The organism is Xylanibacter sp. (assembly GCF_057607445.1).
Window position 1 is genome coordinate 83,014 of the sequence record NZ_DBLZAX010000013.1, and the last position, 14,432, is coordinate 97,445.

At 45.7% G+C, this 14,432-nt stretch carries 12 protein-coding genes; 3 read left to right on the forward strand and 9 right to left on the reverse strand.

What is annotated here, in order from left to right; genetic code table 11:
- Positions 1-90: 90 nt before the first annotated feature.
- The 6 genes from nuoH to radA all read right to left on the reverse strand — a co-directional run bounded on the left by nuoH (position 91) and on the right by radA (position 7,007).
- A complete protein-coding gene (gene nuoH / locus ACZMIG_RS10810) occupies positions 91-1,173 on the reverse strand; it encodes an NADH-quinone oxidoreductase subunit NuoH (protein ID WP_053398488.1) in 1,083 nt (360 codons plus the stop codon).
- An 87-nt stretch (positions 1,174-1,260) separates the two neighbouring features.
- On the reverse strand, positions 1,261-2,829 hold the full coding sequence (locus ACZMIG_RS10815) for an NADH-quinone oxidoreductase subunit D (RefSeq protein WP_021854184.1): 1,569 nt from the start codon (positions 2,827-2,829) through the stop codon (positions 1,261-1,263).
- Positions 2,830-2,843: 14 nt separating this feature from the next.
- The gene (locus ACZMIG_RS10820) at positions 2,844-3,509 is read right to left on the reverse strand and encodes an NADH-quinone oxidoreductase subunit B (protein ID WP_021854185.1); all 666 of its coding nucleotides are present in this window, start codon (positions 3,507-3,509) and stop codon (positions 2,844-2,846) included.
- A complete protein-coding gene (locus tag ACZMIG_RS10825; protein WP_021854186.1) occupies positions 3,500-3,850 on the reverse strand; it encodes an NADH-quinone oxidoreductase subunit A in 351 nt (116 codons plus the stop codon). The genes ACZMIG_RS10820 and ACZMIG_RS10825 overlap by 10 nt, the downstream gene beginning before the upstream one ends.
- A 132-nt stretch (positions 3,851-3,982) precedes the next feature.
- Positions 3,983-4,822, reverse strand: a complete 840-nt coding sequence (locus tag ACZMIG_RS10830; RefSeq protein ID WP_418874676.1) for an ATPase — start codon at positions 4,820-4,822, stop codon at positions 3,983-3,985.
- A gap of 793 nt (positions 4,823-5,615) precedes the next feature.
- The gene (gene radA / locus ACZMIG_RS10835; RefSeq protein WP_487889541.1) at positions 5,616-7,007 is read right to left on the reverse strand and encodes a DNA repair protein RadA; all 1,392 of its coding nucleotides are present in this window, start codon (positions 7,005-7,007) and stop codon (positions 5,616-5,618) included.
- Positions 7,008-7,280: 273 nt separating this feature from the next.
- Between radA and ACZMIG_RS10840 the strand changes: the two genes are divergently transcribed.
- Both ACZMIG_RS10840 and ACZMIG_RS10845 read left to right on the forward strand, forming a co-directional pair.
- Positions 7,281-8,204 carry an ABC transporter substrate-binding protein gene (locus tag ACZMIG_RS10840; protein WP_053398477.1) on the forward strand — a complete coding sequence of 308 codons (924 nt, stop codon included), beginning with the start codon at positions 7,281-7,283 and terminating at the stop codon, positions 8,202-8,204.
- A gap of 6 nt (positions 8,205-8,210) precedes the next feature.
- The gene (locus tag ACZMIG_RS10845; protein ID WP_418874675.1) at positions 8,211-10,385 is read left to right on the forward strand and encodes a tetratricopeptide repeat protein; all 2,175 of its coding nucleotides are present in this window, start codon (positions 8,211-8,213) and stop codon (positions 10,383-10,385) included.
- 195 nt (positions 10,386-10,580) lie between these two features.
- On the opposite strand, the gene cls is transcribed toward ACZMIG_RS10845, so the two are convergent.
- From cls to kdsA, 3 genes are read right to left on the reverse strand one after another with little or no spacing between them, the layout of a single operon-like run.
- The gene (cls, locus tag ACZMIG_RS10850; protein WP_125104013.1) at positions 10,581-11,840 is read right to left on the reverse strand and encodes a cardiolipin synthase; all 1,260 of its coding nucleotides are present in this window, start codon (positions 11,838-11,840) and stop codon (positions 10,581-10,583) included.
- Between the two features lie 45 nt (positions 11,841-11,885).
- Positions 11,886-12,857, reverse strand: a complete 972-nt coding sequence (locus ACZMIG_RS10855) for a KpsF/GutQ family sugar-phosphate isomerase (protein ID WP_021854192.1) — start codon at positions 12,855-12,857, stop codon at positions 11,886-11,888.
- Positions 12,858-12,869: 12 nt separating this feature from the next.
- Positions 12,870-13,625, reverse strand: coding sequence for a 3-deoxy-8-phosphooctulonate synthase (gene kdsA, locus ACZMIG_RS10860; RefSeq protein ID WP_021854193.1), 756 nt, complete (start codon positions 13,623-13,625; stop codon positions 12,870-12,872).
- A 222-nt stretch (positions 13,626-13,847) separates the two neighbouring features.
- On the opposite strand from kdsA, the gene ACZMIG_RS10865 reads away from it, so the two are divergent.
- A complete protein-coding gene (locus ACZMIG_RS10865; protein WP_053398480.1) occupies positions 13,848-14,384 on the forward strand; it encodes an outer membrane beta-barrel protein in 537 nt (178 codons plus the stop codon).
- Positions 14,385-14,432: the final 48 nt, after the last annotated feature.

A 14,432-nucleotide genomic window follows, 5' to 3' on the forward strand; every position in this document is an offset into this window, starting at 1 on the left:
TACGTTAAGAAATTAAAGAATCAATGAACAACAGTTTTCTGCATTTAATCTGTAAATTCAATAATTTTTAATTTTCAGTAATTTAACATCTTAGAAATGCCATCCCAGAGCAACGACGATAGTCATCAGCACAAGGTTAAGCAGACTCAGCGGCATAAGATACTTCCACTCGAGCTTCAGTATCTGGTCGATACGAAGACGAGGATAAGACCACTTGATCCAAAGCAGTATCCATACAAGGAAGAAAGTCTTGGCCAGGAACCATACAATGCCGGGGATGTAATCCATTACGGCATTGAATCCGTCAAGTCCTGCTACATGCAGAGGCATCCATCCTCCGAGGAACACTGTTGACGCAACGCCTGCAATGATAAACATGTTGAGGTATTCTGCCAAGTAGAAGAAACCGAATCCCATACCAGAATACTCTGTATGGTAACCGGCGGTAAGCTCACTCTCAGCCTCAGCCAAGTCGAACGGACCACGGTTAGCCTCAGCATTACCTGCAACGAGGAATACGAGGAAAGCTATAATAGCAGGGATATGGCCTTTGAAAACAAGCCATCCGTCGTTCTGCGACTCAACAATACCAGTCAGGCTCATTGTTCCAGTCAAGGCTACGGCCGTGATAAGGCAGAGGCACAAAGACATCTCATAAGATATCATCTGTACGGCTCCACGCATAGCAGACACAACAGAATACTTGTTGTTAGAACCCCAACCGGCAAGGAAGATACCAACTACACCTATACTTGATATAGCTGTAAGCAGGAAGATACCTACGTTGAAATCGAGAATAGCAGCTCCCTTGTTCCATGGCATGAAAGAGAAAGCGCCAACACTTCCGATAAGAACGAGGAACGGAGCTATTGCATACAAAAGTTTATCTGCCTTGTCAACAGGGAAGATTTCTTTTATAAGCATCTTAACCACGTCGGCAAAGACCTGGAAGATACCCCATTTTCCTACGCGCATCGGGCCAAGACGGCACTGGAAGAAGGCGCAGACCTTACGTTCCATATATATAAGCACAATGGCGAGCATGGCATAGGCCATAAGAATAATAAGCCCAACCAAAACGCATTCAATAAGGATTGACAAGAAATTGCCCAATCCCAGAGTATCTCTGAGAAGGCTGTCAAACCACGTTGTTACTATACTAAAATCGAACACTTTGCTTAAATTTAAATATATTATGAAATTCAAATAATAAAAGGCATTCAAGAGCCGTACGGCCATCATGCACTTTTATATTTTTGATTATCTGTCAATATCAGGGATGACGTAGTCGAGAGTTGCACCGATTGATATAAGGTCGGCAATCTTCTCACCGCGGCAAATCTCATCCATGGCTGAAACCAACGGCAATCCCATAGGACGGAACTTGAGTCGGCAAGGATTCTTGCCGCCGTCGCTTCTGAGATAAACACCAATTTCGCCACGGCTGCCCTCACAACTTGTGTACCATTCGCCTTCAGGAACTTTTATAATAGGCTTCTGCTTGATATAGAAGTCGCCTTCAGGAATGTTGTCGATAAGCTGTTCGAGTATGCGCACGCTCTGCTCCATCTCGTCCATACGAACCATATAACGGTCAAAGCAGTCACCGTTGTTGTAAGTGATTTCATTGAAATCAACCTTGCCGTAGAGGTCGTAAGGATGATACTTTCTGACATCATTGTGCCATCCTGCAGCACGTCCGGTACCTCCGGTACATCCATAAGATATAGCATCCTCCTTAGAGAGCACGCCAACACCCTTGAAACGGTTCTGCAGAATAACGTTGCCTGTAAAGAGGTCGTGATATTCCTTGAACATCGGCTTGATGTACTCACAGAGTTTCTTAACGTTCTTGACAAAGTTCGGGTCGATGTCGGCCTGGCATCCGCCAATACGATAATAGTTCTGAATGAGTCGTCCGCCGGTGGTCTCCTCCATAACGTTAAGCACCTGCTCGCGGTCGCGCATACCATAAATAAATGCAGTGAGCGCTCCGAGGTCCTGAGCACAACAGCTGTAGAACAGCAGGTGAGAGTCAAGACGCTGAAGCTCGTCCATTATGGTGCGGATATACTTAATACGGTCAGAAAGCTCAATGCCCATACCTTCTTCGATAACCGATACAAGCGCATGACGGTTCATCATGGCTGAAAGGTAATCAAGACGGTCGGTCAGAGCCAATGTCTGCGGATATGTATAGCTCTCGCACATCTTCTCTACTCCACGGTGGATATATCCGCAATGAGGATAAACCTTTCTGATAACCTCACCGTCGAGGATTGTCTGCAGACGCAGCACACCGTGAGTGGCAGGGTGCTGAGGACCTATGTTTATCACATAATCGTCTTCTGTGAAGAGCTTGTGCTTCGTCTCGCTCAGCGTGCCGTCTTCGTTAAGGTTATACTCAACGGTGTAGTCGGGCTCCGGATCATCCTCCAATGTATACTTGTTGTTTTCAGGACTCATGTCATAGTCCTTTCTGAAAGGATATCCATTGAAATCTGAACGAAGATACAAGCGGCGCATGTCCTTATGTCCGAGGAACTTTATTCCGTAGAAGTCGTAAACCTCACGTTCAAGCAGGTCGGCGCTCTTCCACAGATTGCTCACTGTTGGGATATAGGCGTTATCGCGGTCGGCATTAACAGCCTTTACGCTCATGCGCTGGTGTGTTTCGGTGTTTTCGAGGATGTAAACAGCTCCCAGTCCTTCTTCACCAAAATCTTCACCTACGATAGTAACGAGGAAGTCGAAATGCTTCTCATTCTTCAGTTTTGCCATCTCGCGGGCAAAATCCTTCAGTTCGAATACTTTATTTTCTAATTTCATTGCTTCCCTTTTAATTATTTAGAAACAGACGAATCAACATCGTTCAGCGCAGCCGATGCCTGCTTCAGTTTTTCTTCGTCAACATCATTACCGTCAACAATGATAGGCTTCTTCTCCTTGTGGTTAACTCCACCGAAGAACTTCTCTATCTTCACCTTTCTCTGAAGCTGCATCATGCCATACAGAATTGCCTCGGGGCGCGGAGGACAGCCCGGAACGTAAACGTCTACAGGCACAATCTCGTCGATTCCCCTCACAACATGATAGCTGCTCTTGAACGGTCCGCCTGATATAGCGCATCCGCCGACGGCAACAACATATTTCGGTTCTGCCATCTGGTCATAAAGGCGCTTGAACACAGGAGCCATTTTATGAGTAATCGTACCGGCACACATTATGAGGTCGGCCTGACGTGGAGAGTTACGTGTAACCTCGAAGCCAAAGCGCGCAAAGTCATAACGGGCGCAACCTACTGCCATAAACTCGATACCACAGCAACTTGTGGCAAAAGTCAATGACCACAAAGAATTTGAGCGTCCCCAGTTGATGGCTTCATCGAGAGAGCCTACAATGACGTTGACTCCGCCCTCATGAAGTTCCTGAATGGTTCTCTCAAGGGTCTCGTTATCCTTAAACTCTGCATAAGGAATACTCTTGATTACTGGTTTCTTTACTTCCATTCCAACGCTCCTTTCCGCCATGCATAAGCAAGGCCAAACACTAAGACTAACAAAAAGAATCCGATACTGACCATAGCCATCACGCCGAACTCCTTAACTACAACGGCCCACGGATAGAGGAATACTGTTTCCACGTCGAAGACCAAGAAAAGGATTGCGAACAGATAGTAGCCCACGTGCACAGGTATCCATGAAGAACCGTGAGTCGGTATACCGCACTCGAATGGCTCTCCCTTAACCTTGTTGTACGTACGCGGACCTATCAACTTAGCGATGACAAAAGCAGCCACTACCAAGAAAACAGCCGTTATCAAAACGGTAACTAACAAGATAAAATACATATATATTTTATTTAAAAAATGTAATTATATACAAACGCATGCAAAGGTACAATTTATTTTGCAAAGATTAATCATAAATACACATTTTTTATTTAGCCAAATAACTTTATCTTTACAAAAACATGCACCTTATCAACGAGAATGATATGCCACGAGTCCTTCCATCGGACTTTTAAGCACTTTTGCCACCTCAAAACCTTCCATACGCGCTGCTTCTGCCAGCTGACTGCCATAACAATATGCCATGCTGCCGACACAGCCTACGGCATAGCCGTCATGGCTATAGAGGGCAACGTTGCGCCTGAAGAAATTACGGAAATTGTCCACCACGAGCCGCCTTACTCTCTCATCGTCAAGATGCCTGTGAACATACAGCGACATGCTTGCCAGAAAGCGGTTTGGCAGAGGCTCGCGGTAAACTCTGTTTATTATATCCGCAAGCGTAAGTCCCGACTCGCTCAGATAGCCGTCGCGCACGGCATCAGAAACACCGCCCTTGAACATCGCGTTGACAAAGAGCTTGCCCAGCACAGCCCCGCTGCCTTCATCGCCAAGGATATAGCCAAGCGGCGGCACGTTGCCTGTGATGTTCTTACCGTCATACATACACGAGTTTGCCCCTGTACCCAATATGCAGGCAATGCCGGGTTCATCGGCAAACAGGGCACGGGCAGCACCGAGCATGTCGGTTTCTACATCCACCTTTACGGCACCCGGGAAACACTCTGACAATACGCCACGCATCATGGGCTTCATCTCCTCACGGCATCCTGCGCCATAAAAATATACCTCGTCAATATCTCCGGCACACGTAATCTTTGAAACAACGTCGTCTGTTATTGTTTTAAGGATAACCGGCGGGGACTGCTGAAAGGGGTTGATGCCCTGCCCCGCCATGCGTTGGACGACACGGCTGCCGTCCATCACACACCAGTCTGTTTTTGTACTTCCGCTGTCAGCGATCAGTTTCATATTTTATAACATTATTTTTTGTTTAAAACATTTCGCAAAGATAAGTATTAAGTCTGAATAACTGCCGTATTTTCATAAAAAACTTTAAGCCCCGCACGGCATTTAACCTGATAAACGGCACATATCCATGCAAATGTGCAAGCATTAATGCTGCATTTGCATCTTGCGCCGACGGGCTTCAACTTACACGGCATTGCCGCAGCTGCATAATACTGACAATATTTAATCTGCCGAAACAAGAAACGGCAGGACACAAAAACGGCCTCACAGCGTTTAGCAGGATAATTCTCTTTTATATAAAAACGGCATACTGATGAACATGCTTCAGCTGTTGGAGGCATTGCACGACGGAAACCAAGAACAGAAAACTTTTTGACGGAAGGCACACCGAACGCAGTAAAAAGTTATTACAATATAAATTTGCGAAATAGAGAAATATATTACACTTTTACATGCAATAAATGACAAAAATATGCCCATATAACGCCAAAATCAGTGTGTTTCAGGGCAAAAACCAATGAATTTCAAGAACTAAACAAGCCAAACGGAGGGGCAAAAGCATACATTTTGCAACCTAAAAGGCCACCTTTTAGGCTGTAAAAGCATACCTTTTATAAATTAATGCAACACGGCTTTCCCTTGTATTTTATGTAACACGCTGTATATAAGCGCATTACACAAAAATACATTAAACAGTATATTTTCCGGCCAAGCAACGACTTTGCCGTCAGCATAGCCATTCTGGACGCATTAAACGTCAGAAAAACAGAAAACTCTAAGGCGCCCTACACTGCTATCCGAACAATGCTCTCAGCGCTTCTTCAACCTTGCGCACGGGCACAATCTCTATGTTGCTCTTTGCCTTGTTAAGGCTCTGCATGTTGTTTGCCGGAACTATTATATGCGTAAAGCCAAGCTTCTCGGCCTCAGCCACACGCTGTTCAATACGGCTAACAGGGCGCACCTCACCGCTCAGTCCCACTTCACCTGCCATACACCAGCCGCTCTCGATGGCCGTGTCGACATTGCTCGACAGCACGGCAGCAATAATACTAAGGTCCATCGCAAGATCAGTTACGCGCAGTCCGCCTGCAATGTTTATAAACACGTCTTTCTGCATCAGCTTAAAGCCCACTCTCTTTTCGAGTACGGCCAGAAGCATGTTGAGTCTTCGCTGATCGAAGCCCGTCGCACTGCGCTGCGGCGTTCCGTATGCAGCCGTCGACACGAGCGCCTGCGTCTCTACAAGAAACGGGCGCACGCCTTCAATGGCCGAGGATATGGCCACGCCGCTCAGTCCGTCGTGGTCTTGCGTAAGCAGCAGTTCCGACGGATTGCTCACGGGGCGCAGCCCGTCGTTGCGCATCTCATAAATGCCCAGATCCGAAGTGCTTCCGAATCGGTTTTTTATTGAGCGCAGAATGCGGTACATATAATGCTGGTCGCCCTCAAACTGTATCACCGTATCAACGATGTGTTCAAGAATCTTCGGTCCGGCCAGGCTTCCTTCCTTGTTGATGTGCCCGATAAGGAGAACAGGTATGCCGCTCGACTTGGCAAAGCGCAACAAGGCCGATGCGCACTCGCGCACCTGTGAGATGCTTCCGGCAGAGCTGTCAACGGTCTCGGTGCTTATTGTCTGTATAGAGTCAATGATAACTATCTCCGGCGCTATTTCCTTGATATGTCTGAATATGCTCTCGAGCGAGGTGTCGCAAAGAATCAGGCAACCGTCGTTGTCGCCATGCTCAATGCGGTCGGCACGCATCTTCAGCTGATGGGCGCTTTCCTCACCGCTAACATACAGAATCTTACGTTCGGGCATCCGCAATATCGTCTGAAGCGTGAGCGTGCTCTTTCCTATACCAGGCTCTCCGCCAAGCAGCACTATCGAGCCAGGCACAAGCCCGCCGCCAAGCACTCTGTTCAGCTCGGCGTCGTGCATGTCCATGCGAGGCTCGTCTACAGCCGTTATCTCCGAAAGAGACACGGCGCGGCTTTCGCCGTTTCTTAATGTGCGTCTCACTGTAGCAGCGGCCGACGTGGCAGCCATTTGGCCTGCGTCTGATGAAATTCTGATTTCCTTAAACGTGTTCCACTGACCGCAGCTCGGACACTTGCCAATCCACTTTGTCGACTCCTGACCACAGTTGGAACATACATAAGCTATCTTGTCTTTAGCCATAACCTTTATATAATATAAAAACGTAAAGGGGGCACATGAAGGCCTTAAAAACGAAAAGTCACTAATCGCCGACATGTCAGGCAATAAACAGACATTCACCGCCCACTATCCTTTTCGATACAAAATTAGTGATTATTTTTTGAGTTACAAAATAAATCGCTAACTTTGCAACATCAATAAATACGGATGACTAATATCGCACATTAATAATAAAACCGGAAGGGCGGCCCGTGTATAAAAGCCGGGCTGCCCTTTTAATCTTTATAAAAAAATATGAAAGCCAAACATATTGTCATTTTCCTACTGTCAACCTTGATTCTTACTGCATGCGGACAATCGTATGAGGAAGCCAGGAAACAGTCAAAGGCCGAATATGAGAAAAGGAAGAAAGAAGACTCGCTGGCACTTAAAGTAGGAGTGCTGCCCACGCTCGACTGTCTCCCCATGTATGTTGCCAAGGAGCAATGTCTCTTCGACACGGCCAAGGCAGACATAAGGCTAAAGCAGTTTATGTCGCAGATTGACTGTGACGCGGCCCTGAAGGCGGAAAAGACTGAAGGCGGAATTACAGACCTGGTAAGAGGACAGCGCATGAAAGCCAAAGGCACCGGTCTCGACTACATCAGTGCCACCAACACTTACTGGCAGCTGATAAGCAACCGCAAGGCGCGTATCAGAAACATAAAGCAGCTTAACGACAAGATGATAGCCATGGCAAGATTTTCTGCCACGGCCCTGCTTGCCGACTATGCCACAGACAGCGTTAAGCTAAAACCGGAAGAGGTGTTCAAGGTGCAGATTAACGACGTAGCGCTAAGGCTGCAGATGCTTCTCAACAACGAGATGGACGCAATGCTGCTGACAGAGCCGCAGGCAACGACGGCACGAATATATAAGAACGACGTGCTCATGGACAGCCGCGACAAGGACATGCGCCTGGGCGTGATAGCATTCAGAAGCAAGGCCATGACAGACAAGAGGAGAAAGCAGCAACTGCAGGAGTTTCTGAAAGGATACAATGCCGCATGCGACACAATAAATAAATATGGGCTGCAGCACTTTGCACCGATATTTGAAAAATATTACAAAATAGACAGCCGTACAATAAAGGCTCTGCCTAAAATCAAATTTGAGCATGCTACGCCTCCGAGGCAGAAAGACATCGACACAGCCGACAAATGGCTTAAAAAACAATAAAGACCTATGGACACGAAGGACATCAAACAGCTTGACAATATAATCAAAGAGCTCGGCAGAAAAAAACTGGGCTACTGCATTCATTCCACACGGTCGTTTGTAAGCGCACATCCATACATGATGTATGACGATGAACTTGAAAACATCGAGCGCGACTATAACCTGATGCTGGAATATATGAAGCGGGGCTTCAACGATCCGCAGCGCAAGGATATTTACAGCAAACTGCTGGCAAGGCTATACAATTTCGTTAGCAACCTGCGCATAGCGTATATGGCCCAAAACATATCTTTTTACACCGAAGCCACACGAAAGTCTGTCAATCAGTCTTTCTCCGAAGAGCGTATCAAGACAGCTCTCGAGACTTTTGTTACAGATGTTGCCATGCTAAGTCTTGAGCCTGAACCTGCAAGGACAGAAAAGAGCAAAGAGATTTACCGTCGCCACAACGATTTCATACAGGCCCTGTTCGGCTATATCATAGTTTCAAGACAATGGACCGACAACGAGCGTGATTTCTTTGAAGGCATACTGCTGTCGCCTGCCACAGACATCATTGACGCGCAGCTGATTACAAGTGCGATAATGCTGGCCACGATGAACAACATGGACATAAACAAGTTTCATGTTCTGATCAACGTCTATAAGAAGACAACCGACAGCAAGCTGCGCCAGCGGGCACTGGTCGGATGGGTGTTTGCGCTTTCAGCCGGTCCGCGACTGCATCCGCAGATGCGGGAGATGGTAGCTTCTGTACTTGAAGGCAACGGCGTGGCAAACGAGATAGCCGACCTGCAGAAGCAGATAATATTCTGCATGAACGCCGAACAGGACAACAACACCATTCAGCGCGACATAATGCCGGAGCTGATGAAGAACAACAACCTGAACATTACACGATTCGGCATTACCGAGAAAGAAGACGACCCGATGAACGACATCTTTGATCCGGGTGCGTCAGACCGTGCAATGGAGAAAATGGAAGAGAGTTTCCAAAAGATGATGAACATGCAGAAAGCAGGCTCAGACATCTATTTCGGAGGTTTCTCTCAGATGAAGCGTTTCCCGTTCTTCTATCATGCAGCCAACTGGTTCTGTCCTTTCTACCTTGAGCATCCGGAAATATCATCTACGGTTGACAAGCTGAAAGACACTCCGTTGCTGACAAACATTCTAAACAACGGCCCGTTCTGCGACAGCGACAAATATTCGTTCACGCTTGCCGTGGCATCTGTCATCAGTCATATACCGGCCAACATGCGCGAGATGTTCAACACGAAAGAGGCTCTCGGCCAGACAGTCAGCGATGAAGACCAAAGGCAGCCGGCATATATACGACGCATGATTCTGCAGGATATGTATCGTTTCTTCCGCCTTTTCCATCAGCGTGGACAACTTGTAAACCCGTTCGACAAGTCGAACTCTATATTTGTTGCCGATGACCTTTTCAATGGAACAGAAATACAGAAGGTGCTCCCCGACCTGTGCTATTTCATGCTTAAGCACAAGAACAAGAATGCCCTGGAGCATCTGCTGCCTAAATATAACGACACGAACGACTCTAAATGCATGCTGATTCACGGCATCTATGAACTTAATTATTGCGGCAACCCTAAATCTGCAGCAGAATATCTCGAAAAGTCTCTGGAACTTCAGCCTGACAACCGGCGTGCAAAGTCGATGCTCGCACGTGCCTGCTTTGAAGCAGAAAACTATGATGATGCGGCTAAATGGTATGAGGTTCTGTATAACGAGAACCCTCAAAGCCAGGCAAACGCACTTAACTATTGTGTTGCATTGTCAAAAGCCGAAAGATACTCTGAGGCTACCAACTTGCTGTTTAAGCTTGACATAGAGTATCCCGACTCTATTCCGGTAACAAGAGTCCTTGCATGGAACCTTATGGGACTTGACAAACTTCAACAGGCGGAAAAGGCATACAGGCGCATACTGAAGAGCAACGACACAGAAAATGGCGACTGGCTAAATGCCGGATACTGCCAATGGCTTCTCGGAAACATAAGCGAAGCCGTAGAGATGTTTAAGAAGTTCATGTCTTGCCAAAGTAAGGATACGTCAACAACCTTATACGACGAATTGGCAAAAGACAGAAAATTTCTGCTTTCACACGGCATTGATGAAATTGACATCTTGCTGATGACAGACCTGATAAAGGAATAAAGGAAATTATCTGTTTTCCTTGTCATTACAAAATTGTCGCGCAAACTATAAGAAAAAATCTTATAATTTGCGCGACATTTTTATTTATTATTCTATAGCCACACACATGTTAACGGCAATAGTCAGAACATTGTGGTCTTTGACTAAATGGCAGACCAGGCCAAAACAAATTAACATCTGTCGGCAAACGACCTGCTACAAGAATGGTGTGAGCAGACTGGCAAACCATCCAACAAACTTCTGCCACGGAGTTCGCCATTCATCCCATGTCTCTTCTGTCAGCTTAAACGATTCGGCTTTGTCCCTTTCAAACATATCGTTAAGCTCTTTTGTCGTACACGGATCTATGATTACAGCATTTTCTTCATAGTCAAAGTTAAGACTTCTGGCATTCAAATTAGCACTGCCGACTGTGCAGAAACGCCCGTCTACCATTATGATCTTCGTATGATGAAAGCCTTTCTTATATATCCATACATCCACACCATGCTGCATAAGATTATGCACGTTATAAAAGACACAGTCAGGAGTAAGCGGAATATCACTATGGGCAGAAACCATAATCTCTACCTTTACGCCTCGCTTGACGGCATTGCGCAAGGCCCGTTTCAGTGTATTGTTAAGAGTAAGATAAGGATTTACCAGTTTTATGCTGTCCTTGGCCTCATTGATGGCATCAGTATAGAACTTGCGTATAATCTTATTCGTCACACGCGGTTCACGGTTTATAATGCCTACCATCTTCTTTCCTGCCGTACAACATGTATCTGGCTTCAGTCCTGTGATATAGTCGGCACCATGATAACCACGATAATATTTTGCACCATACACATTCTGCCCTGTCACTTTATTCCACATACGTAGGAATATCTTCTGCAGGGTGTTCACTTCATCCCCTTCAATACGGCAATGCATGTCGCGCCATTCGCCAACGACCTCTGTTCCGTTGATATAATAGTCGGCCACATTCATTCCGCCCGTGTATGCTATCTTACCGTCTATTACGACAATTTTACGGTGGTCACGGTGGAACACATGATTCACCCAGGGAAAGTTTACCGGATCAAACTCATATATTTCAATCCCCACTGAACGCATCTGCTTAAGGTGCTTACGCTTCAACGGGCGGTTGTTTGAATCATTACCGAAACCGTCGAATAAGGCTCTCACCTCAACACCTTCTTTCGCCTTTTGCGCCAAAAGACGAAACAGCAAAGATGCTATTGAGTCATTACGGAAATTAAAATATTCAAGATGTACGCTGCTCCGTGCCTGTCGTATGGCCTGAAACATATCGTCGAACTTCTCCTGTCCGCTCATCAAAAGTGTAACGGAATTGTTATGAGAGAATGTTATGCCCTCATTGCGCAAATTCTCAACAATTAACGAGTCAGAAGTCTGTGCACAGACGTTACACGTAAAAAATAATAATACTGAAAAAATACAAATCTTCATACCTTATAAAAACAGCGCCTGCCCCAAAGCAGGCGCTATACATTATCACAACATACAGCGATAATGGTCAACGACTCCTAAAAGCCGATTGTTGTCGTCAACCACCAGCACCGAATGTATCTTATACTTGTTCATTATATTCTGAATGTCACTAATCTTAGTCTGCGGCGAAACTACCTTCGGTGTACGCGTCATAATATCACTGACCGTGCGGTCAAAGAATTCCGCCTGCCATTTTTCCATAGCCCTACGGATATCGCCATCTGTTATCAGACCGACAATCTTGTCGTCTACGACAGCCACAGCCAGACCAAGTTTGCATTTGCTCACATGGATTATAGCTTCACCAAGATGCATCGTCGGCGGAACGACAGGCATATCATCTGTACGCATAACATCGTATGCCGTTGTCAAAAGACGCTTTCCGAGTTCGCCTCCGGGATGGAACTGAGCAAAATCTCTTGGCTTGAAATCCCGTACACGCATAAGGGCAACAGCCAAAGCATCGCCCATAACAAGAGTAGCAGTCGTACTGCTCGTTGGTGCAAGATTAAGCGGACACGCCTCTTTCTCTACCTGCACATGAAGATGCACCGTGCTATATTTAGCCAACAATGAACCGGGATTTCCGCTCATGCCAATAATAGGAATGTTCATGTGAAGCACCATCGGGATAAAGCGCAATAGTTCGTCAGTCTGTCCGGAGTAGCTTATGGCCAAGACGACATCATCCTTTGTCATAACTCCGAGGTCGCCATGATAGACATCCAGCGGATTAATGAAGAATGACGGTGTTCCGGTACTTGACAATGTTGCAGCTATTTTGGCACCAATATGCCCGCTCTTACCAACTCCAGTAACTATCACTTTGCCATGACATCCATACATCAAGGCAACGGCCTTATCGAAGTTATCATCCAATTGCGGAAGAAGTTCCATTACGGCCTGAGCCTCATCCTTTATACACTGGACGGCATACTCTCTTACATGAGTTAATCTTTCGTTAGCGACCATCATAAAATAAATACTTTATTTACAAATACTTTCAATAACTTTTTCCAAATCGTCAATACATAACATGTTTGGACCATCGCTCAATGCCTTATCAGGATCAGGATGTACTTCAAAAAAGTATCCGGTTGCACCAAAAGCCTTGGCAGCAAGAGCCATTGACGGCACGAAACGTCTGTCGCCAGAAGTCTTGCCTCCTCCACCGCCAGGTCTCTGCACGCTGTGCGTACAATCCATTATGACAGTGGGAACGATGTCGAGCATATCGGAAATATTCCTAAAATCCACCACAAGATTATTATAGCCATACATATTGCCGCGTTCGGTAAGCCATACATCTACTGCACCTGCATCCTTTGCTTTCTCCACAGGATAAACCATATCCTTTCCGCTTAAGAATTGCGCTTTTTTGATGTTGACAATGCGTCCTGTCTTGGCCGCAGCAACAAGCAGATCAGTCTGCCGGCAAAGGAATGCCGGTATCTGAATAACGTCAGCCACCTCTCCAACTGGCTTAGCCTGCCAGCTCTCATGTATGTCTGTCAAAATCCTCAAGCCATACCGTTCTTTTATGTCTGACAGCATCTGCAGTCCGCGGTCGATACCTGGACCACGGAAAGAACTGATTGAAGTACGGTTCGCCTTATCAAAAGACGACTTGAAAATAATATCAGTGTTAAACTTCTTGTTTATACGCACAAGACACTCTGCCACACGATTTAATAAATCCTGCGACTCTATAACACATGGGCCTGCTATGAAAACTCGCTGCATCTTAAAAGTTTCACATATTGATTAAGATTTGCAAAGATAAATAATTTGTCCGTTTATTCCAAATATTTAACACATATTGCCAAAACACACAAAAAAAGGGATAAAACATTTGCTAATGTTAAATTAAATATCCATCTTTGCAATCACATGCATGCTGTTTTTGCAAACGGCCTGCATAAAAACAATAGTTAATTAACCATTAAAGAAAAGAAAGGATTTAGTATGAAGAAATTTTTCATGACTTTAGCTGTCGTTATGATTGCAGTATGCGCTAACGCACAGGTTTATTTAGGTGGTAATGTTGGTATTGCAAGTGTTGATTACGGCGGCGACGACGATGAAACAATCTATAGCCTGCTTCCTGAAATTGGATATAAGTTCAACGACAACTGGGCTGCCGGTGTTATGTTCGGATGGTCTAAGGCTGGACTCCAGATTGACAATGGCGAGTTTGCTACATCAGAGCGTCTTACTACTCACACATTTGAAATCAGCCCCTATGCACGTTATACATTCCTGCACAGCAAACTTATCAATGTATTCTGCGAAGGTGGTTTCGGATACAAGCACTACAACGGAGCTGACGACGTATTGTCTATAGGATTGAAACCGGGCGTTGAACTCAAGGTTGACAAATTTAGCCTTGTTGCACGTGTTGGCTTCATCGGATATACAAAGAACGACAACACTGACGTAAGTGCCTGGGGTATGGACTTCGACGGAAACAATATTTCATTAGGTGTATATTATAACTTCTAAGTTTCTAATAATAACACAAAATAAAAAACAGGTTGCGTCTTATTTACG

Coding starts and splice junctions, on each gene's coding strand:
- ACZMIG_RS10815 (WP_021854184.1), bottom strand. CDS start 2,829: ATGAAATTAGAAAATAAAGTATTCGAACTGAAGGATTTTGCCCGCGAG.
- ACZMIG_RS10820 (WP_021854185.1), bottom strand. CDS start 3,509: ATGGAAGTAAAGAAACCAGTAATCAAGAGTATTCCTTATGCAGAGTTT.
- ACZMIG_RS10825 (WP_021854186.1), bottom strand. CDS start 3,850: ATGTATTTTATCTTGTTAGTTACCGTTTTGATAACGGCTGTTTTCTTG.
- ACZMIG_RS10830 (WP_418874676.1), bottom strand. CDS start 4,822: ATGAAACTGATCGCTGACAGCGGAAGTACAAAAACAGACTGGTGTGTG.
- radA (WP_487889541.1), bottom strand. CDS start 7,007: ATGGCTAAAGACAAGATAGCTTATGTATGTTCCAACTGTGGTCAGGAG.
- ACZMIG_RS10840 (WP_053398477.1), top strand. CDS start 7,281: ATGAAAGCCAAACATATTGTCATTTTCCTACTGTCAACCTTGATTCTT.
- ACZMIG_RS10845 (WP_418874675.1), top strand. CDS start 8,211: ATGGACACGAAGGACATCAAACAGCTTGACAATATAATCAAAGAGCTC.
- cls (WP_125104013.1), bottom strand. CDS start 11,840: ATGAAGATTTGTATTTTTTCAGTATTATTATTTTTTACGTGTAACGTC.
- ACZMIG_RS10855 (WP_021854192.1), bottom strand. CDS start 12,857: ATGATGGTCGCTAACGAAAGATTAACTCATGTAAGAGAGTATGCCGTC.
- kdsA (WP_021854193.1), bottom strand. CDS start 13,625: ATGCAGCGAGTTTTCATAGCAGGCCCATGTGTTATAGAGTCGCAGGAT.
- ACZMIG_RS10865 (WP_053398480.1), top strand. CDS start 13,848: ATGAAGAAATTTTTCATGACTTTAGCTGTCGTTATGATTGCAGTATGC.